Consider the following 18,537-nt stretch of genomic DNA (forward strand, 5'->3'; position numbering starts at 1 on the left):
GATCGGTGACGGTCACGCCGGTCAGCGTGATGTTGCCGGTGTTGGCGACGGTGATGTGGTAATTGATGACATCGCCCGCCTTGTCGGCCTTGTCGCTCTTGGTCTGGTCGGCATTGGTGACGTCGACGAAATCCTTCTCGATCGCCAGCTTCGGATCATAGACCAAAGGCACTTCGGCGGAATCGCTGCCCTGAACCTCGGCGGTCTTGTAGAAGGCGCTACCGGAGGCGGTATTGTCGATATCGCCATCGCCGCCGCCCTTGCCGTCAAGCTCCGCCTGGGTGACGAGATGCGTGGCGGAATAGATCCAGGTTTCGCCCACTTCGAGCACGCCGGCCACGCCGCCATCGCCGCTCACATAGGTGATGCTGCCGGCATCCGCGTTGGGATCGGTCAGCGTCACATTGGTCAGCGGCACATTGCCGGCATTGGCGATCGCGATCAGATAATGGATCACGTCGCCCGCGCTGTCCGCCTTGCCGTCGACCGTGCCGCCGGTGATCGAATCCACCGCCTTGTCGACCGTGATCGCCTTGATGATCGGCATATTGCCGACCTGGACGACATAAGCCTGCTCGGCCGAGTAGGTGACGGCGTGGTCGCCGCTCGCGTCCCCGGTGGTCAGCAGCCAGTCGAGTTCCTGCGCCGGGGTCAGCGCTTCGCGGATGACCACGGTTGCGGCGGTTTCACCGACCGGAAGCCCGTAGAAATGGAAGACGCCGCCGGCGCCGGTGACCGTCGAGGCCTCGCCATTGTCGAGCTGGTTGTTGCCATTGGCGTCGATATAGACGGTGAAGCCGGCAACGCCCTGCTCGTTCGCATCCTTGACGCCATCGCCGTCGAGATCAGCGAACTTGATTCCGTTGATGGTGGCGACATCCTGGGTGCGCCATTCCTCGAAGCCGCCATCTTCATCGGGATTAGGGCCGAACTGGCTGACGAAGGTGACATAGGTCGCCGCAGGATCACCGCTGAACGCGCTGACCGGTATATAGAAGGCATAATCGTCAGTGCCGCCGCCGGTGCTGTCGTCGGACAGCAGCACGCGGCGATCCTCGCCGGCATCGAGATCGAAGACCGTGGTGAACACGCCGGGCGCGCTGAAGCCGTTATTGTAATCGGCCAGGCTCGCCTCGCGCGACGCGGTGTAGATGCGCAATTGCTCCAGCGCCACTTGCCGGTTGGCATTGTTGGGTTCGTTCACATCCAGCCGGAACTCGTAATAGGCGATGCCGGCGCGATAGATGATCGGGATCTCCGACAGCGTCAGCGATTCGGTCTGCGAACTGCCGACATCGAGCGGATTGCCATTCTCGTCCGAATTATAGCCGATCGAGGACGGGCCGTTCGAATCCTGGTGCAGGAAAGGCTCGTAAATCCCCGATCCGGACGTGACACGCTCCGCTGTCGTCAGATGGTGGACGATCAGACCGCCGATGGTCTGTTCGACATAGCCGGTTGCGTCGTAAGTTGTCGCCATGACATCCTCCTGGATTACGCTGGATCTTCAGCCCGGTTCGTTGCCGGGCGAGATGCGACTCGCGATTAACGCGATCTTAATCCAATCGACGCGCAATATATGCAGATTATTTACTGATGTATCATCATGGTACTATAAAGATCCCTACATTATTACTTCCGATATTCGAAAGTATATCTTGATCTATGTCGACATATATCTTTGGTTATTCTACAATCGAACGCCCACCCCAAAACCGCAAGATCACGCCCCCCTAGCCATTTGTTAACCATTATGGACGCATCTTCGTCGCGCGGACGGAACGATCGCCGCTGAAGACGGTAGAGGCGGAATGGGACAGCTCAGAAATCGTTTCTACGCCAAGAGCGTGGCGATCGTCGGCCAGCTTCAGGCCAATATCCGCGGCGTGGTGCTGATCTGGGTCGCACTGGCGAGCGCGCTGTGCGGGCTCCGGCTCGGCACGCCATTGACCGCGCTGCCGCCGGGCGGGGCGGGGCTTGCCAGCATGCTGCCCTATTTCATCGTCATCGCAGCACCGATCGTGTCGCTGTTCCTGGCGCTGCACTGGTTTCCGCGCGGCGCGCTGCTCGCCCAGCCCGAGATCCGGCTGGCGCGCCTCGGCACGTGGCGCACAATTGACTGCGTCACACAGCGCAACCTGCCGCTGTTCGGCGCCACCGGGCTGATGGCATCGCTGCTGATCGGCATGCTGCTCAACATTCCGATCCGCACCGTCGAATTCCTGACCGCCATGCCCGCGCCGGGCGGCTCCGCCCCGGCCTGGCTCACCGAACTCTACATGCTGATGCTGGCGGACGTGGTGGTGCTCACCAGCCTCTATGCCGTCGCCTTCGTCATGGCGCTGCGCCATGTGCCATGGTTCCCGCGCTTCCTGGCGCTGGTCTGGGCATTCGACCTGCTTGCCCAATCCTCGATCGCGACATTGATGGCCGGCGTGCCGCACGTGCCCCACACCGTCGCCGCAGCACTACAGGGGCTGCTCGACGGCAACAGCAAGAAGGCGCTGATCAGCATCGCGATCTGGCTACCCTATCTGCTGCTCTCGCGCCGCGTGAACCTGACCTATCGGAGCCGGGTGCCGGCCTGATCGCCCCCCGCCCGGCTCATGATCACGGCGATCATGAACGCTGCCATCGCCAAGGGATAAGGGTGGAAGAGCGTGCCTTCGTAAAGCGAATAGACAAGCAATCCCGTGATAACGAGCAGTGGCGGCAGGGCTTCGGCCTGAGCAGCCCGCGCAGCGGTGATCAGCCGGACGAACAATAGCGCACCGAGCGACAGCGACAGCAGCGTCCCCACCACGCCCCATTGAAACAGAAGCTGCAGGGCGATGTTGTGGGGATGATTGAAGACGCCGCCGCTTTCCGGCACCTGCTGCCTGAACTGTCCTTCGCCATGACCGAACCATGGCCGTCTGGCGATTTCGCGCAATGTGCCGCGCCACATTGCAAGTCGCCCGCTGCTCATCGCATTCACGCCGTCGCGCGCCGCTTGGGTGGACGAGACTATGCGCACGACACCATAGTTCGGGGACGGCGCCGGCAATGGCCAGGCGATCACCATACCACCCAGCAGCGACACGCACAGGCCCGCAAGAGCAAGAGGCCGCCTGATCCGGGGGAGGGCGGCAAGGCTGACGGGGACTGCCGCCGCGATCGCCAGCAGCGAACTCCTGGTGCCCGACCAGAAGCTCAATGCGCATAACATGGCGGATACGGCCAGCAGGCGCCATCGCATCTTGCCATCCCCGTCGGTCGCGGCCAGACCGAGCGCGAGCAGCGCGCCGATCGCAGAATAGAAGCCAAGCTGCCGGACATTGCTCGCAGCGATCCCGAAAAGAAACCATTGGTGATCGCCGATGCCCCACGATCGCGCGACATACGCAGCAATGATCACCAGAAAGGCGATCAGGCCGGTCAGGATCCACCATTGATACCGGCCGTCGTCGGGCGCGGCGCCATTCTTCAGCAGGGAGAGAACGGCAGAGCCGAAAAGGATGTGGAGAAAGACGATGTAGGTGCCGAACAACGCCGCCGGAACATCGGCGGCGAACATCGCGGATCCGGCCGCGACACCGCCAAGCGCCATCAGGAGAAGGCGGGCCGGCCTGCCGAGCGCGGACAACGCCGCGACGAGCCCGCCCCCCTTGAACGCGGCGAGCAGGACCACCGCCATCTCGATCGCGAGCACCGGCAGCGAATATCGGTTCAGCGGCCCCAGCAGCGAGGGTGCGAACGTCATGACCGCCCAACTCGACAGCGCGAAGAATGGCGGCATGGCTGCGACCATCAGCCAGGCCGAAACGGCCAGGGTCCGTTCCGATGATGATCCCCCGATCATGCGCTCTCCCCCGAGTGCGGATCCACGAAGCCTCTGCTATTATGCGCGGCGGGGCAAGCGCACGGTTTTGGGGGGACGATGCGGATCTCTGATTTAAGGAACGGATTGCGCGCCGATCTGCCGGCGATCCTGCTCTGCCTGGCCTATGCCCTTATTCTGGCCGGCATCTTCCGCGCGAGCGGACTGCCCTTCGTCGACGCCAGTTCGATCCTCGCCAATATCGCGCTTTACGCCGCCGCCATCTTCATCATGCTCGCCGGACTGTTCCTGTGGTCGCTGGCGCGGGCGCGGCCCGACTCCCCCTTTCGCTTCGCATCGGCCTTCGCCCGCGAAATGCGGCTGCTCGAACGGCTGGTGCCCGCGATTCCGGTCTTCCTGGCATTCGCCGTCTTCATGCCGAGCTTCTCGGCGGCGAAAAGCGCGATCCCCTATTTCAGCCCCTATCGGTTCGATCCGCTCTTCACCCGGATGGACATCTGGATCCATGGCCAGGACGCGTGGCGGCTGCTGCAGCCGCTATTCGGCCATCCGGTCATCAGCTTCCTGATCAACGGCGCCTATCACCTCTGGGTGCTGCTGCTCTATATGGGCCTGCCGCTGATCTATGGCTGGCTCGGCAATCCGGTGGTGCGGCTGCAATTCCTGATCAGCCACGCGCTATGCTGGATCGTCCTGGGCACGATCATGGCGACCTGGCTGGCTTCCGTCGGTCCGTGTTTCGTCGAGACCTTTTCCGGCGATCCGCATTTCCGCCCGTTGATGGACTATCTCCACCAGGCGGACCACACCTATCCGCTGATGGCGCTCGACGTGCAGCAGACGCTGATCGACTGGAAACAGGCGGGCACGCCCGGCCTTGGCCGCGGCATTTCCGCGATGCCCTCCATGCATGTCTCGATCGCGTGCCTCTTCACGCTTGTCGCGTTCCGGCATTCCCGCACGATCGGCCTGGCCGCCGCAGCCTTCCTGATCCTGATCCTGATCGGCTCGATTCACCTTGGTTATCACTATGCTGTCGATGGCTATATGTCGCTGCTCGCCACGCCGCCGCTATGGATAATGGGCGGGCTCGTCGCCCGCTGGTGGACGAAGCGAATCCAGCTCTTGGACAAATCGAATCATGACAAGATCGCAACGATCTGACTTTACTTGCGCTGATGATTCGCGATTCCAAGTTATTCTTGGGATCGTCACCGGCGATTCACAACTAAAGCTATAGGCGATTTCACGAGATTCATCGCTATTGTTACGAAGTTCGCGATAGATTTGGATATAGTATTTACGAATGCGGATCTATATCGAAAGTTATAGTATCGCGAATCGGGCACTTCTCAAGCGCTTCTTGCCCCCAGAGCGGTTATGGTTAACAAAATTCCCTCGCAACATATTGTTAAAAAAGGGTAAAATATACTGATTGACTTGAATCAGGATTGGGGTCCTCCTTTCCCGGCAGCTCTCCGGAGCCTTCGGTCATGCAGTCGCCAGAAAGGCGTCGCTGGTGTCGCGGAGGTTCGATGGCCCCGGGACAGCTATGCGAACAAGGACCGGGAATGGTCCCGGTAGCAGTGGGGTAAAGACTATGACCATGATCAAGAATCTCTGGAATGACGACAGCGGCGCGTCCGCCGCGGAATATGCGCTGATCCTCGCGATCGTCGGCGTCGGCATCGCCGGTGCCGCGCTGGCCCTTCAGGGCGCGATCAAGGGCGCGATCAGCGGCGCCGCGGATACCATCAATAACAGCACAGGTAGCTGATGGGCTTCGCCCGTCTCCCGCGCGACGGGAGACGGGCGACTTTCCATCAACCGGGCATAGACACTCCGGGGGGAGGAGGTTCCTTTGCCGCAGAGACGATCATTGATCGTGCTGGCGCTGGCAGCGATGCTGGGGCTTGCAGCCGTATTCGTCGCGAATGCCTTTCTGGGCGGCGTCCAGCAAAAGCAGGAAGCGGCGGTGCAGGGCACCGTGAAGATCCTGGTGGCGAGCGTGCCGCTCGAATATGGATCGGAAATCACGGCGGAAAAGGTACGCCTTGTCGATTGGCCCCGCGCCTCGCTTCCACAGGGCGCCTTCAATTCACTGCCGCAACTCCTGCCGATGGGCAAGCCGCGCGTCGCGCTGCGCCCGATCGCGGTCAATGAGCCGCTGCTGGCTTCCAAATTGTCCGGCGAGGGCGGCCGTGCGGCCATTTCGGCGGTGCTGCGCCCCGATATGCGCGCCATCGCGGTGCGCGTGAACGATGTCGCCGGCGTTGCCGGCTTCGTGCTGCCGGGCGATGTCGTCGATATCCTGATCACTCGTACCATCGGCGGCGACGGCGCGGCCGCGCAGCAGATCACCGATGTGCTGCTGCAGAAGATCCGCGTCATCGCAATCGATCAGGACGCCAATGACGGCAAGAGCGATCCGCGCGTGGGCAAGACCGCGACGCTGGAAGTCAGCCAGGTCGACGCGCAGAAGCTCGCGCTCGCACAGCAGGTCGGATCGCTCAGCATGGCCCTGCGCAACGCGACGGACCAGACCAATCCGGTGGTGCAGACCGTCGGCCTCGAGGATCTTCGCGACGGCGCCTATGGCGGCGGCTTCACGAGCGCCGGGCCCGCCTACACGCCGCAATATTCGCCTCCCCCCACCTGGCAACCGGTCGTCCGGCGTCCGAAACCGGCACCGAAGACCACATCGACGGTCGAGGTCGTTCGCGGCCTGACCGGCAGCAATTACGAGGTGGGCCGTCATGCGAGCAACTAGACTCTTTCGCCTCGCTACGCCGCTGTTCTGCGCGACGATGTTCGCGGTTGTGGGAACCGCCGCCGTCGCGCAACCGGTCCGCGCAATCGGGGAGGATGACGGCCGACATGCCGGGCAACTCGACGTGCCTGTCAACAAAAGCCAGATCCTTCGCGCGGACCGGCCCTTCGCCAAGGCGCTGATCGGCAATGCCGAGATCGCGGACGTGCTGCCGCTCACCGGATCTTCGCTTTACGTGCTGGGCAAGAAGGTCGGCACGACCAGCCTGACGCTCTACGACACGCGAAACACGCTGATCGCGGTGATCGACATCGCGGTCGGCCCCGATGTGGTGACGCTGCGCCGCCAGCTTTCCGAACTGATGCCGCACGAAAAGATCGGTGCGCGCATCTCCAATGATTCGGTGGTGCTGACCGGCATCGTCTCCAGCGCGCCCGCCGTCGAGCGCGCCCGCCAGATCGCCGCCACCTATGCCGGCGACAAGGTCGTGAACATGCTCTCGGTCGGCGCGTCGCAGCAGGTGATGCTCGAAGTCCGCTTCTCCGAAGTGAACCGGCAGGCGAGCAAACAGATCGGCCTCAACCATTCCTTCCTGGGCAACAAGACCTATGGCAGCGTCGGCGATCTCTCGACCAATTCGACGCTCGCGATCAGCAACTCGATCAAGGACGGTGCGCCAAGGCCGATCATCTCGATCGACGGATTGAGCGACGCCTTCGGCGTCGGCACCCTCTCCTACACGATCGGCAGCCTCAATCTGTTCTCCGCGCTCGACGCGCTCGAACGCAAGGGCATGGTCAAGACGCTCGCCGAACCGACGTTGATCGCCTTGTCCGGTGAAACCGCATCCTTCCTGGCCGGCGGCGAATTCCCGATCCCCGTGCTCCAGGGCGGCGGAGGCGGAGGCGGATCGGGCGGAGGCGGCGGCAACAACGGCATCACCGTCGAATTCAAGCCGTTCGGCGTCAGCCTGGGCTTCACGCCGACCGTGCTGGACGACGGCGTCATCAACCTGGTCGTCACGCCGGAGGTCAGCTCGATCGACCCATCGGCCTCGGTCACGATCAACGGACTGGTGGTGCCCGGCCTGCTCACCCGGCGGGCGAAGACCACGGTGGAACTGCGCGACGGCCAGTCCTTCGCGATCGCCGGCCTGCTGCGCAACGATTTCCAGGATACGGTGCGCCAGCTTCCGCTGCTCGGCTCGATCCCGATCCTGGGCGCATTGTTCCGCTCGACCGGCTTCCAGAAGCAGGAAACCGAACTGGTCATCATCGTCACGCCCCGCCTCGTCCAGCCGATGGCGGCGGGGGATGCGCGCCTGCCCACCGAACGCGTCGGCGATCCGCACGAACTCGACCTGTTCATGATGGGGCGCACCGACAAGGCCGTCGGCATCAATCCGCTCGATCCCAACGCGCCACCGCCGGGAAAACCGGCCAAACCAGCCGATCCCAAGACCGGCTTTTCGGGACCTACCGGCCATGAGCAATAGGATGTCGCCGATCATCTCCATCGCGGCCGTCGCGCTGGCGGCGCTGCTGACGGGCTGTACGCCCAACGACGTCACCATGGGCGGCGCGGTCCGCCACAACATGGCGTTGCAGACGATCGATCCCGATCCCGTGGCCCGAACCGAGCTGATGGAAGGCGGATCGGGCGAGCGCGCGGCGGCGGCCGTCAAGCGTTACCAGGAAGGCGGCGTCAAGCAGCCGACCGTCACGTCCACGACCAAGGGCTCGAGCGGTTCGGGTTCTGGCCAGGGGCCGAATTGAGGGCCGTGACATGGGCACAAACCGCTTCGGGCTCCTAGCCGGCGATAGCCGGGCGGCCGTCGCGCCGACCGTGGCATTATCTGCTTTCGCGCTCATCGCGGTCGGTGGCCTGGCTTTCGATTATGCGCGGCTCGTCACCATGGACAGCGAGCTTCAGAGCGCCGCCGATCAGGCGGCGCTCGCCGCCGCGAGCCAGCTCGACGGCAAGAGCGGCGCCTGCGCGCGCGCGGCCCAGGCGGCAAGCAACCTGATCAGCAACGACACCCGTTTCGCCAATGACGATCTTGGCCGCGCGATCAACATCGCCAATGAAAGCGCGTGCGACCGGACGGGCGCAATCCGCTTCTACAGCCAGAAGGACAGGCTGGACACCGACGCGCTGACCGATGCCACGGCCGAATTCGTCCAGGTCACGGTTGGCGGGCGCACCGCCTTTTATGCGCTCACCCCGATCGTCGCCGCCTTCTCCTCCGGCCCGATCACCGCCACCGCCTATGCGGGCGTCGGCAGCGCGGTCTGCGGCGCGGTGCCCTTCTTCATCTGCAGTCCGGACGAACCGCTCGACAATGAAGACCCCTATCGCGAGGTCAATATCGCGTCCGGCACCGGCATCGCGATGATCGAGGGCGGCCAGCAATGGGGGCCGGGCAATTTCGGCTTCCTCGACCAGCTCGGCAAGGGCGCGAACGGGGTGAAGGAGGCACTGTCGAGCAACGCCCTCCACGCCGAATGCTCGCAAACCGCAAACGTCCATACCGAAACCGGCCAGATGAGCTCGCTTCGGGCATCGTTCAACATGCGCTTCGATTTCGCGCCCAACGGCAATGGCAATGCGAGCTGCCCGGAAGGCCCCTGTTCGCCGTCGACCAACGTCCGCAAGGATCTGGTCCGGAAAGCAAATGGCTGCAGTTGGGAGGAGAATCCCGCCACCGCCGCCAATTTCGCGCAGAAACGATACCGGCCGCAGACCAACGCCGCTCTTCCGGATACGGTGACGCCCGAAATCATGGGCCATCCACGCGACATCTGCCATTCGGTCGTCCCCAACGCCTGCGCGGGAGGGCGGATCGGCAACGGCGTCTGGGACCGCGCGGCCTATTTCAGATCGAATCATCCAGGGCTCGACTGGCAGGGCACGACGGGTCTGGGGCCGTCGGTGACGCGATATGGCGTCTATCTGTGGGAAGCGGCGCAGGAAGCGGCAGCCCCCAATACCGCGCTCGCGACGCGCGTGACGACGGGCGATGCGACATTGGCCGCGTACAGCACACCGCAGGCGGGCAGGTGCCTGTTCCCGGGCGTCGCGCCGAGCGCCGGCGGCGCCGATCGCCGCCGCGTGACCGCCGCCACGGTCAATTGCCGGCTGGCCGCGAGAACCACGGGGCTCAACGGCAGCAAGACGATCCCCGTCGCCGGCTTCGTCGACGTTTTCCTGGTCGAACCGAGCTTCGACCGCAAGAAATGCAGCAGCGGATCGGGTTGCAACACCGATATCACCAGTTCCAATGACGTCTATATCGAGATCATCGGCGCCTCCGGCAGCGGAGAGGGCGGCGGCACCGGGCAGATCACCCGGCGCGACGTGCCGTATCTGATCGAATGATGGCACTGCGCACCCTTGCCCGCGCGCGCGGCGGAACGGCGGCGGTCGAAATGGCGCTGGTGACGCCGATCATGCTGGCGCTGATGTTCGGCGCGTTCGAACTCGGCAATTATTTCTACAACAACCACATTGCGGTGAAGGCGGTGCGCGACGGCGCACGCTACGCATCCCGGCGCGGCTTCGCCGACTACACCTGCCCGTCCACCGTTTCGTCGAGCGCGATCACCGCGACCCGCAACGTCACGCTGACCGGCAAGGCCGCCGCCGGCACGCCGCGCCTGCCTTACTGGAACGATCCTGCCACCGTCACCGTCAGCCTGACTTGCGCGGACAATAGTTCCCATACCTATTCGGGCGTCTATTATGGCAAGGCATCGGTTCCCGTCGTTCATGTGAGCGCCGCATTCCCATATCGTTCGCTTCTCTCCTCGCTCGGCTTCGATACGGACGGACTGGTCGTCCGCGCCCAATCCGAAGTGCCGGTGATGGGCGCATGAACCGGCCGTGTCCCCGCTTCCGCCCCTCGCGGGGCGAACGCGGCGCCACCGCCGCCGAATTCGCGATGGTGCTGCCGATCCTTATCCTGTTCCTGTTCGGCATCATCGATATCGGGCGCTTCATGTGGACCTGGAACCAGGCCGAAAAGGCGACGCAGATGGGCGTCCGCATGGCCGTGGTGACCGAAATGGTGCCCGGCGGCCTGTACACGGCGGATTTCAGCCCGACGCTTGGCCAGGGCGTGCCCGTGCCAGCGGCGAATTTTCCGGGCGTGACCTGTTCCAAGCCGAGCAGCGCGGTCAGTTGCACCTACTCGCCAAGCTGCTCGGGCACCTGCCCGGCCTTGACGCCCGTCAACAGCACGGCGTTCAACGGCGTGGTCGCACGCATGCACCGCTTCCTGCCGGCGGTCACCGCCAGCAAGGTCAAGATCGAATATGCGAATTCGGGCCTGGGCTATGCGGGCGATCCCAATGGGCCGGACGTCGCGCCTTTCGTGACGGTGCGTCTTTCTGGCATCCAGTTTCAACCGATTCTGCTGATCCTGTTCGGCGGCAGCATCACACTCCCGGACCGTCTGGCCACGCTGACGCTGGAAGACGGGGCCGGCTATGTATCGAACTGAGGACATGAACAGTGGGCGTTGTGAACAAGGGTGAAACCCGCAAGCGCAGATGGGCGGTGCGCCGTGAGGATGGAAGCGTTCAGCTGATCCTGTCGCCCGCGGAAATCACGGCGGCCGAGATCGCGGCCGGCGAGATCGCGGGTTTCGGCGTGGCGATGAACATGCTCGCGGCGAGCGCGCCGATCCCCGACGAGATCGTGGAGCGCGGCCAGGTGCTGGTGGTGGAGGTGGAGCCGGGCGCCGATGCGTCGCTCAACCGGCTCGCCGCCCTCCGCGCGGCGCATGCCCGGCTGCCGATCGTCGCGGCCGTGCGCAACGCATCGATCCCGGTCGTTCGCGCGCTGCTGCAATCGGGCGTGAACGACGTGCTCGCCCTGCCGCTGACCGGCGCCGAGTTGCGCGCCGCGCTCGAACGCATTCGCGCGGTCGTCGATGCTGCGCATCAGGACGGCGGTGCCGATGGCAATATCGTCTCGGTCGTCAAAAGCGTCGGCGGCGTCGGAGCGACCATGCTCGCCACCCAGGCCGCCAGCCTCCAGGCCAGCCGGCGACAGGGCGAGACCTGCCTGTTTGATTTCGATCTGCAGTTCGGCAACGCCGCCACCTATCTCGGTGTTCAGCCGCAGCTCGGGCTTGCCGACCTGCTCGACGCCGGCGCGCGCGTCGATGGGGACCTGTTGCGATCGGTAATGGCGCGAACGCCCACGGGGCTCAATCTCGTCGCCGCTCCACCGGAGATCATGCCGCTGGAATCGGTGAGCGCCGATCAGATCTTCGACGTCGTCGATCTCGCGACACGCAATTACGGGATGGTGTTCGCGGACCTGCCGGGCAACTGGACCAACTGGTCGCTTTCGCTGATGGCGCGGTCGGACGTCATCCTGCTCGTCGTCGAACTGACGATCGCCAGCCTTCGGCAGGCGCAGCGCCAGCTTGCGTTGCTGCGCAACCAGGGCGTGGTCGACGGCCGGCTCCAGATCGTCGTCAACCGCGTGCAGAAGAAACTGTTCCGCACCATCGATCTCGCCGATGCGGAACGCGCGCTCAACCATCCCGTCGCATTCAGCATCACCAATGATTTTCCGCTGGTCAGCACCGCGCTCGATCAGGGCGTCCTGCTCGACGATATCAAGCCGAAGAACCGCATCTCACGCGACATCGGCGAGATTCTCGACGCCTGCCAGGCACTCATCCAGCAGGGGGCGGACTAGGCCATGTGGCAGATCAAGAAGCCCGGCCCGCTTCAGGATCTCGTGACCGATCCCGATCGCAAGTCGCGGATCGATGGCGCCGCGCCGCCCTCCGCCGGTCCGCTCGACAGCGAACGCCATATCGATCTGAAGGTGGAGCTGCACAAACGCCTGCTCGACCTGATCAATCTCTCCGCGCTCGACGGCATGTCCCGCGAACAGGTGGAAGCCGAGGTCGGCGAGATCGTTCATGAGCAGCTTGCGCTTCAGAAGCACGCGCTGAACCACAAGGAACGCAAGCACCTCGTCGCCGACGTGCTGGACGAGTTGCTCGGGCTCGGCCCGCTCGAACCGCTGCTCAAGGACAACAGCATCACCGACATCCTCGTAAACGGCCATAATATCGTGTTCGTCGAGCGCGGCGGCCGGCTGGAGGAAACCTCGGTCCGCTTCAAGGACGAGAAGCACCTGCTGCGGATCATCCAGAAGATCGTCGCCGCGGTGGGGCGCCGGGTCGACGAATCCTCGCCTTTCGTCGATGCGCGCCTGGCCGACGGATCGCGCGTCAACGCCGTCGTGCCGCCGCTGGCCGTGGACGGATCGCTGCTGTCGATCCGCAAGTTCGCGCGCATCCCGATCGACATGGCGAAGCTTGCCGAGCTGGGCAGCGTGCCGATGGAGATCGCGGAAGTGCTGAAAGCCATCGTCGCGGCCCGGCGCAACGTGCTCATCTCCGGCGGCACCGGTTCGGGAAAGACCACGCTGCTCAACGCCATGTCCGCCTATATCGACGCGCATGAGCGGATCGTGACGATCGAGGATTCGGCCGAGCTGCAATTGCAGCAGCGCCATATCGCGCGCCTGGAAACGCGGCCCGCCAATATCGAGGGGCGCGGCGAGATCAACCAGCGCGATCTGGTGAAGAACGCGTTGCGCATGCGCCCCGATCGCATCATCGTCGGCGAAGTCCGCGCCGGCGAGGCGTTCGACATGCTGCAGGCGATGAACACCGGCCATGACGGGTCGATGACCACCGTTCACGCCAACACCCCGCGCGACGCGTTGTCGCGCGTCGAGCAGATGATCGGCATGAGCGGCATCGAAATCCCGCCGCGCTCGGCGCGCGGACAGATCGCGTCGGCGCTCAACGTGATCATCCAGATCGGCCGATTGGGCGATGGCCGGCGACGCCTGCTCAGCCTGTCCGAACTGACCGGCATGGAAGGCGATGTGATCTCGATGCAGGAGATCTTCCGCTTCAAGCTGATGGGCCGGGGTGAAGACGGCCAGGTGCTCGGTCGCTTCGAAGCGACCGGCATCCGGCCCAAATTCATGAACGAGCTCGCCGATCGCGGCATTCATCTCCCGGTCGAGCTGTTCAGGCCGGACGTGGTGATCGGCACATGACGCTCGCCGCCCTCCGGATCCTGGCGCTGATCCTGATCTTCGCCGCGACGCTGCTGGCGGTGGAGGGCGTGCTGAGCTGGCTGCGCAACCGCCGCGGCACCGAACGCACGGTCAACAAACGGCTCGCGATGATCGCGAGCGGGTTCGACCGGTCGGAAATCCTGAACAAGCTGCGCCGCGACCAGTCCGACGCGCTCGCCATTCCCGGCACGTTCGGCATGGCCCTGCGCCAGATCGAACGCACCCTGCACGGCGCCGGACTCGCGATACCGGCCCGGCGCCTGCTGGCGATGATGATCGGCGCGGTCGTCCTCATCTTCGTCGTGATCGCGACACTGGCGGGTCTGGCGGGCCATGGAATGACGCCCGGCACCATCCTGATGATCGCGACCTTCGCCGTGGCCACCGGCTTCGGCGTGCCGCTGATGATCCTGTCGCGTATCAGCGATCGGCGGCGGCGGCGCATCGAGGAGCAGTTCCCGACCGCGCTCGACGTGTTCGTGCGCGGCCTGCGCGCGGGGCATCCGATCGCCGCGGCGCTGGACTTGCTCACCGTCGAAATGCCCGATCCCATCGGCAGCGAGTTCGGCATCGTCGTCGACGAGGTCACCTATGGCGCGGATCTGCGCGACGCATTGCAGAACATGGCGGACCGGTGGAACATGCGCGACATGCACATGTTCGTCGTCTGCCTGGCGGTGCAGAGCGAAACCGGCGGCAATCTGGCGGAGATCCTGGAAAATCTGTCGCGCGTGATCCGCGAGCGCGCGAGCATGCTGATGAAGGTGCGGGCCCTGAGTTCCGAAGGCCGGATGACGGCGGTGATCCTCACCAGTTTGCCGGTTCTCGCCTTTGTCGGCCTGTTCCTGCTCAATCCCGGCTTCTATCTCGACGTCGCGGCCGATCCCGCCTTCATCATCGGCTTCGGCGGACTGATCCTGCTTTATGCGATCGGCTTCTATTCGATCCGCCGCATGATCGATCTCAAGGTCTGACGGGATGTTCGATCTCGCCCTCCCCCCCGTCTCGCGCGGCATCCTGCTGACGCTGATCTTCGTCTCGGTCGCGATACTGGTGCTGCTCGTCAGCAACTTGATGTCGACGCGGTCGGCCGTCCGCCGCCGGCTCGCCGACACACAGTCGCTCGCCAAGGGCGGCGGCGAGGGATTGTCGCTGCGCAATCACGCGACCCGGAACGCCTGGACGACGCTGGTCGAGACCATCGAGAAGAACGGCATCTCGCTCGCCGACACCAATCAGGGCCTGCGCGCCAAGCTGATCGCGGCGGGCTATCCCTCGCCGTTGGCGCCGCGCCTGTTCACGCTGGTCCGGCTGGTCAGCACATTGGTGCTGCCGGCGGGGTTTCTCGCGTTGCAGATCCTGTCGCAGCACCCGCTGTCGCTGATGAAGCTTTATTTCTTCGGCGCGGGGCTGGCGCTATTCGGCCTCTACGCCCCCAATATGTGGCTTTCCGCGAAGGTGGAGCGCCGGCAGCAGGAACTGGTCAACGGTTTTCCCGATGCGCTGGATCTGATGCTTGTCTGCGTCGAGGCGGGCCTGGGCGTGGAAGCGGCCTTCGACCGGGTCGGGCGCGAAATGGCGATCTCGCACCCGCTGGTATCGCGCATGCTGGGCGAGGTCGTGCTTCAGCTCCGCGCGGGCCAGAGCCGCGAAGAAGCGTTGCGGCGCATGGCGGAGAGCGTGAAGGTCGACGAAATCCGATCCTTCGCGACACTGATCATCCAATCCGACAAGCTGGGTTCGAGCATCGGCCAGACATTGCGGATCTATTCCGCGGAGATGCGCGAGAAGCGCCGCATGCGCGCCGAGGAGAAGGCGCATCGCCTGCCCGTGCTGCTATCGATTCCGCTGGTTGCCTGCATGCTGCCGGTGATGATCGGCGTGCTCATGCTGCCCGCCGGCATCCGCGTGGTCCGCCTGTTGCTGCCCGCGCTGTACGGGGGGCAATGATGCGAGGCCGATCCGCCAGACTGACCATCATGATGCTGTTGCTGGCAAGCTGCGCGCGGGAAGCGCCACGCTTTCAGGCGCGCGCGCTTCCGACCGCCGAACAGGGCGCGCCGCTGGCGCAGGGCCGCATGCTCGCGGGGCGCGGCGAACATGCGCTGGCAATCGACGCGTTCCGCAAGGCGGTGCGCGCCGATCCGGAGAATGTGGGGGCCTATCGCGGGCTTGCCGCCAGCTATGACGCGATCGGCCGTTTCGATCTGGGCGGCCGTTACCACGAACTCGCCCTCGCCCTCGCGCCGCGCGATCCGGCGCTGCGCGAGGAGATGGCGCAATCGCTGGAACGGCAGGACCGGCGCGAGGATGCCGCCATGCTGCGCCGCGAGCTTGCCGCTTCGGCCACCGCCGAACCGGTTGCGCGCGGCCAGGTCGTCACCATGGATATCGTCGATGTTCCACCCAGGAGCATGATGGCCCGCCTCGAACGCGTCTCGCTAGCGGAAACCGTGCTCGTCACCGATCCCCGCGCGCTGGTCCAGCACCCGGCGCCGTCCGGGCGCTCCGCATCCGCGCCGGTGCCGGCGACACCGCCCGCCCGCGTCGCGACCGCGCCGCTCAAGGTGATGAACGCGGTCGGCCGGCGCGGTCAGGCGGCGCGGATGCGCGGCCATCTGCTGCGCTCGGGCTGGCCGGCGGTCGAGACCGGTGACTATGCCGAGCGTATCGAACAATCCCGCCTGATCGCGCCGCCGGCCTTGCGCGACGACGCGCGCAAGATGATCGCCGCGCTTCCCTTCCGGGTGCGGGTGTACACCTCGCCGCAGGCGGCGCGCATGATTCTCGTGCTCGGCGCGAACGCGATCCGGTTCGACGAGACGCTGCGCAAGGACCGCCGCCTGTGATGCGCGTCCGCGCGATCATCACCTGCGCGGCGATCACGATGGCGACAGGCCTGAACGCCGCGGAGCCCATCCAGCCCGACGACATCGCCGCGGCGATCGCGGGCGGGCGGCTGGCGCAGGCGCGGGCGATGATCGCGCGCGCCGATCCGGGGGCGCCGGATATCGCCGCCGCGCTGCCCCTGCTGACCGCCGAACTCGCGCTGGCCGAACGGCATGACGACATCGCCTATTCCGCCTTCGCCGCCCTGCGCCGGCAGGCGCCCGGCGATTGCCGCGCCGATGAAGGCTTCGCCCTCGCGGCGCTGCGCCTGAACCGGATGGAGGGCGTCCGCGAAGCGCTGGAAACCGCGACGCGCCAATGCCCCGATCGGTGGAAGGCCTGGAACGCGCTCGGCGTCGTCAATGATCGCTCGGCGCGCTGGGCGGAAAGCGACGCGGCCTATCGCCAGGCCCTCGCCACCAGCCCGGACAGGGCGAAGATCCTCAACAATCTGGGTTATTCGATGATCCTGCGGAAATGCCCGGCCGAGGCGATCGCGCTTCTGCGCGAAGCCACGCGGCTCGCGCCGCGCAACCTGCGCGCGGCGAACAATCTCGATATCGCGCGTTCGGCGGCGGGGGAGGACATGATCGCCCAGATCCCCGACAAGGGCAGCGAACGCTGGGCGGATCGCGTCAACAATGCCGGCTATGCCGCGTTCCTCGCGGGCGACAAGGGCCACGCCATGCGCTATCTGAGCACGGCGATATCGGCGGCCGATGTCTACCCGGCGCGCGCCGCCGCCAACCTTGCGCTCGTCCAGGCGGTGCCATGAGCGCCGCGGATGCGATCCTCTATCTCTTCTGCGCCACGATCGTCCTCGCGGCGCTGCAGGATCTGGCGCAGCTCAGGATCTCCAACATCTTTCCGGTCATGCTGGTGGTCCTGTTCGGCGTCTGGCTCGCCGTTGTCGGCATCGAGAAGGATCTGTGGGAGAATGCGCTGCTCTTCGCGCTAAGTCTCGCGATCGGAATGTTCCTCTTCTCGCGCGGATGGCTGGGCGGTGGCGATGTCAAGCTGCTCGCGGCGATCATGCTCTGGTTCGATCTCTCCGGCGGGCTCGCGCTTGTTATCTATGTCGCGATCGGCGGGGGGCTGCTCGCGCTCGCCTTCATCATCGCGCGGCGGATGATCCCCGCGCCCAGGAACGGAGGCACGCGGCCGCCCGCGCTTCGCCCGCGCGGCCCGATCCCCTATGGGCTCGCGATCGCCGCAGGCACGCTGTTGTGCGTGGCATGGCACGCGCCGAACCCGGCGCCTCCCGCCGCGCCGGTGAAGGTCGCGCAGCGCGTCTGACAGGACGGCCGATCGGCCGTCGCGATCAATCCATCGTGTTGACGATCAGCTCGGCGCGCGATTTCACGCCCAGCTTCTGGAAGATGCTATGGAGGTGCACCTTCACCGTGCCTTCGGTCAGGCCACAGCGCTGCGCGATCTCGCGGTTGCGCAGCCCTCGCCTGATCAGATTCGTGATCTCGCGCTCGCGTTCGGTCAACGCACCATCCTTGGCGCTCTTGCCGCCGCTGACCACCGAATAGAGCAGCGCCTTTTCGCTGACGCGTGGATCGATCCAGGTCTCGCCGCGCAGCACGATATCGATGCAATTGAGCAGTTCGAAGGGATCGCCCTCCTTCAGCACGATGCCGTTCACGCCCAGCTTGAGCGCCTCCACCGTCTTTTCAGGCGCAATTCCCACGGTCAGGAAGATCGCCGGCACCGGATTCTGCGCCTCGCGCACCGCCGTCAATATCGCCAGGCCGCCCCCGTCCTTCATCGTCACGTCGAGCACGAGCACGTCGGGTGCTTCGCTCTCGACCTTCAGGATCGCGTCCTTCGCGGTGCGCGAACAGCAGATCACTTCATGCTGATGGCTTTTCAGGAAATGCGCCAGGCCATCCAGAAAGATCGGATGATCGTCGGCGATCAGCACTCTTGCCAT

General features: G+C 65.0%; 19 protein-coding genes. 16 read left to right on the forward strand and 3 right to left on the reverse strand.

The genetic code is table 11. The features are described 5' to 3' along the window. Window positions 1–1,480, reverse strand: a 1,480-nt coding sequence (locus K7G82_RS29455; RefSeq protein WP_222994055.1) for a DUF7507 domain-containing protein, incomplete at its 3' end; no start/stop codon positions are given. Between the two features lie 331 nt (window positions 1,481–1,811). Here K7G82_RS29455 and K7G82_RS29460 point away from each other — a divergent pair. Continuing rightward, on the forward strand, window positions 1,812–2,588 hold the full coding sequence (locus tag K7G82_RS29460) for a DUF2569 domain-containing protein (RefSeq protein WP_222994056.1): 777 nt from the start codon (window positions 1,812–1,814) through the stop codon (window positions 2,586–2,588). Here K7G82_RS29460 and K7G82_RS29465 read toward each other — a convergent pair. After that, the gene (locus tag K7G82_RS29465; protein WP_222994057.1) at window positions 2,564–3,841 is read right to left on the reverse strand and encodes an O-antigen ligase family protein; all 1,278 of its coding nucleotides are present in this window, start codon (window positions 3,839–3,841) and stop codon (window positions 2,564–2,566) included. The two genes, K7G82_RS29460 and K7G82_RS29465, sit on opposite strands and share 25 nt — an antisense overlap. A gap of 105 nt (window positions 3,842–3,946) precedes the next feature. Here K7G82_RS29465 and K7G82_RS29470 point away from each other — a divergent pair, with 105 nt between their 5' ends. The 15 genes from K7G82_RS29470 (at window position 3,947) to K7G82_RS29540 (ending at window position 17,894) form a co-directional block, all read left to right on the forward strand. Next, window positions 3,947–4,984, forward strand: coding sequence for a phosphatase PAP2 family protein (locus K7G82_RS29470; RefSeq protein ID WP_222994058.1), 1,038 nt, complete (start codon window positions 3,947–3,949; stop codon window positions 4,982–4,984). 436 nt (window positions 4,985–5,420) lie between these two features. Then, the gene (locus K7G82_RS29475) at window positions 5,421–5,597 is read left to right on the forward strand and encodes a Flp family type IVb pilin (protein ID WP_222994059.1); all 177 of its coding nucleotides are present in this window, start codon (window positions 5,421–5,423) and stop codon (window positions 5,595–5,597) included. 84 nt (window positions 5,598–5,681) lie between these two features. Beyond that, window positions 5,682–6,590, forward strand: coding sequence for a Flp pilus assembly protein CpaB (gene cpaB / locus K7G82_RS29480; RefSeq protein WP_222994061.1), 909 nt, complete (start codon window positions 5,682–5,684; stop codon window positions 6,588–6,590). Beyond that, window positions 6,577–8,085, forward strand: a complete 1,509-nt coding sequence (locus K7G82_RS29485; protein WP_246623988.1) for a type II and III secretion system protein family protein — start codon at window positions 6,577–6,579, stop codon at window positions 8,083–8,085. The genes cpaB and K7G82_RS29485 overlap by 14 nt, the downstream gene beginning before the upstream one ends. Further along, complete coding sequence (locus tag K7G82_RS29490; RefSeq protein WP_246623989.1) at window positions 8,075–8,365, forward strand: hypothetical protein; 291 nt, start codon at window positions 8,075–8,077, stop codon at window positions 8,363–8,365. Before K7G82_RS29485 ends, K7G82_RS29490 begins: the two co-directional genes overlap by 11 nt. Before the next feature lie 10 nt (window positions 8,366–8,375). Continuing rightward, window positions 8,376–9,968 carry a pilus assembly protein TadG-related protein gene (locus tag K7G82_RS29495; RefSeq protein WP_222994063.1) on the forward strand — a complete coding sequence of 531 codons (1,593 nt, stop codon included), beginning with the start codon at window positions 8,376–8,378 and terminating at the stop codon, window positions 9,966–9,968. Further along, window positions 9,968–10,465: a TadE/TadG family type IV pilus assembly protein gene (locus K7G82_RS29500; protein WP_246623990.1), complete on the forward strand. Its 498-nt coding sequence runs from the start codon at window positions 9,968–9,970 to the stop codon at window positions 10,463–10,465. The genes K7G82_RS29495 and K7G82_RS29500 overlap by 1 nt, the downstream gene beginning before the upstream one ends. Continuing rightward, window positions 10,462–11,091, forward strand: a complete 630-nt coding sequence (locus K7G82_RS29505) for a TadE/TadG family type IV pilus assembly protein (RefSeq protein WP_222994066.1) — start codon at window positions 10,462–10,464, stop codon at window positions 11,089–11,091. The genes K7G82_RS29500 and K7G82_RS29505 overlap by 4 nt, the downstream gene beginning before the upstream one ends. Window positions 11,092–11,102: 11 nt before the next feature. After that, on the forward strand, window positions 11,103–12,302 hold the full coding sequence (locus K7G82_RS29510) for a CpaE/TadZ family protein (RefSeq protein ID WP_222994068.1): 1,200 nt from the start codon (window positions 11,103–11,105) through the stop codon (window positions 12,300–12,302). Between the two features lie 3 nt (window positions 12,303–12,305). Next, a complete protein-coding gene (locus K7G82_RS29515; protein ID WP_222994070.1) occupies window positions 12,306–13,688 on the forward strand; it encodes a TadA family conjugal transfer-associated ATPase in 1,383 nt (460 codons plus the stop codon). Continuing rightward, the gene (locus K7G82_RS29520; RefSeq protein WP_222994072.1) at window positions 13,685–14,683 is read left to right on the forward strand and encodes a type II secretion system F family protein; all 999 of its coding nucleotides are present in this window, start codon (window positions 13,685–13,687) and stop codon (window positions 14,681–14,683) included. The genes K7G82_RS29515 and K7G82_RS29520 overlap by 4 nt, the downstream gene beginning before the upstream one ends. A 4-nt stretch (window positions 14,684–14,687) precedes the next feature. After that, entirely contained in the window at window positions 14,688–15,659 is a 972-nt protein-coding gene (locus K7G82_RS29525) for a type II secretion system F family protein (protein WP_222994074.1), read from the forward strand. Continuing rightward, the gene (locus K7G82_RS29530) at window positions 15,659–16,558 is read left to right on the forward strand and encodes a LytR C-terminal domain-containing protein (protein ID WP_222994076.1); all 900 of its coding nucleotides are present in this window, start codon (window positions 15,659–15,661) and stop codon (window positions 16,556–16,558) included. The genes K7G82_RS29525 and K7G82_RS29530 overlap by 1 nt, the downstream gene beginning before the upstream one ends. Beyond that, window positions 16,555–17,373, forward strand: coding sequence for a tetratricopeptide repeat protein (locus K7G82_RS29535; protein WP_222994079.1), 819 nt, complete (start codon window positions 16,555–16,557; stop codon window positions 17,371–17,373). The genes K7G82_RS29530 and K7G82_RS29535 overlap by 4 nt, the downstream gene beginning before the upstream one ends. Continuing rightward, window positions 17,370–17,894 carry an A24 family peptidase gene (locus K7G82_RS29540; RefSeq protein ID WP_222994080.1) on the forward strand — a complete coding sequence of 175 codons (525 nt, stop codon included), beginning with the start codon at window positions 17,370–17,372 and terminating at the stop codon, window positions 17,892–17,894. Before K7G82_RS29535 ends, K7G82_RS29540 begins: the two co-directional genes overlap by 4 nt. Window positions 17,895–17,919: 25 nt before the next feature. Here the strand turns inward: K7G82_RS29540 and K7G82_RS29545 are convergent, their stop codons facing one another. After that, a complete protein-coding gene (locus K7G82_RS29545) occupies window positions 17,920–18,537 on the reverse strand; it encodes a response regulator (protein ID WP_246623991.1) in 618 nt (205 codons plus the stop codon).

The sequence above is a fragment of the Sphingomonas colocasiae genome (assembly GCF_019880585.1).
GTDB lineage: Bacteria > Pseudomonadota > Alphaproteobacteria > Sphingomonadales > Sphingomonadaceae > Sphingobium_A > Sphingobium_A colocasiae.

What these genes read in the sequence shown, in the direction of transcription:
- K7G82_RS29540 (WP_222994080.1), top strand. Translation starts at nt 17,370, where the DNA reads ATGAGCGCCGCGGATGCGATCCTCTATCTCTTCTGCGCCACGATCGTC.
- K7G82_RS29490 (WP_246623989.1), top strand. Translation starts at nt 8,075, where the DNA reads ATGAGCAATAGGATGTCGCCGATCATCTCCATCGCGGCCGTCGCGCTG.
- K7G82_RS29525 (WP_222994074.1), top strand. Translation starts at nt 14,688, where the DNA reads ATGTTCGATCTCGCCCTCCCCCCCGTCTCGCGCGGCATCCTGCTGACG.
- K7G82_RS29485 (WP_246623988.1), top strand. Translation starts at nt 6,577, where the DNA reads ATGCGAGCAACTAGACTCTTTCGCCTCGCTACGCCGCTGTTCTGCGCG.
- K7G82_RS29505 (WP_222994066.1), top strand. Translation starts at nt 10,462, where the DNA reads ATGAACCGGCCGTGTCCCCGCTTCCGCCCCTCGCGGGGCGAACGCGGC.
- K7G82_RS29520 (WP_222994072.1), top strand. Translation starts at nt 13,685, where the DNA reads ATGACGCTCGCCGCCCTCCGGATCCTGGCGCTGATCCTGATCTTCGCC.
- K7G82_RS29500 (WP_246623990.1), top strand. Translation starts at nt 9,968, where the DNA reads ATGGCACTGCGCACCCTTGCCCGCGCGCGCGGCGGAACGGCGGCGGTC.
- K7G82_RS29465 (WP_222994057.1), bottom strand. Translation starts at nt 3,841, where the DNA reads ATGATCGGGGGATCATCATCGGAACGGACCCTGGCCGTTTCGGCCTGG.
- K7G82_RS29515 (WP_222994070.1), top strand. Translation starts at nt 12,306, where the DNA reads ATGTGGCAGATCAAGAAGCCCGGCCCGCTTCAGGATCTCGTGACCGAT.
- K7G82_RS29460 (WP_222994056.1), top strand. Translation starts at nt 1,812, where the DNA reads ATGGGACAGCTCAGAAATCGTTTCTACGCCAAGAGCGTGGCGATCGTC.
- K7G82_RS29530 (WP_222994076.1), top strand. Translation starts at nt 15,659, where the DNA reads ATGCGAGGCCGATCCGCCAGACTGACCATCATGATGCTGTTGCTGGCA.
- K7G82_RS29545 (WP_246623991.1), bottom strand. Translation starts at nt 18,537, where the DNA reads ATGGCAAGAGTGCTGATCGCCGACGATCATCCGATCTTTCTGGATGGC.
- K7G82_RS29495 (WP_222994063.1), top strand. Translation starts at nt 8,376, where the DNA reads ATGGGCACAAACCGCTTCGGGCTCCTAGCCGGCGATAGCCGGGCGGCC.
- K7G82_RS29475 (WP_222994059.1), top strand. Translation starts at nt 5,421, where the DNA reads ATGACCATGATCAAGAATCTCTGGAATGACGACAGCGGCGCGTCCGCC.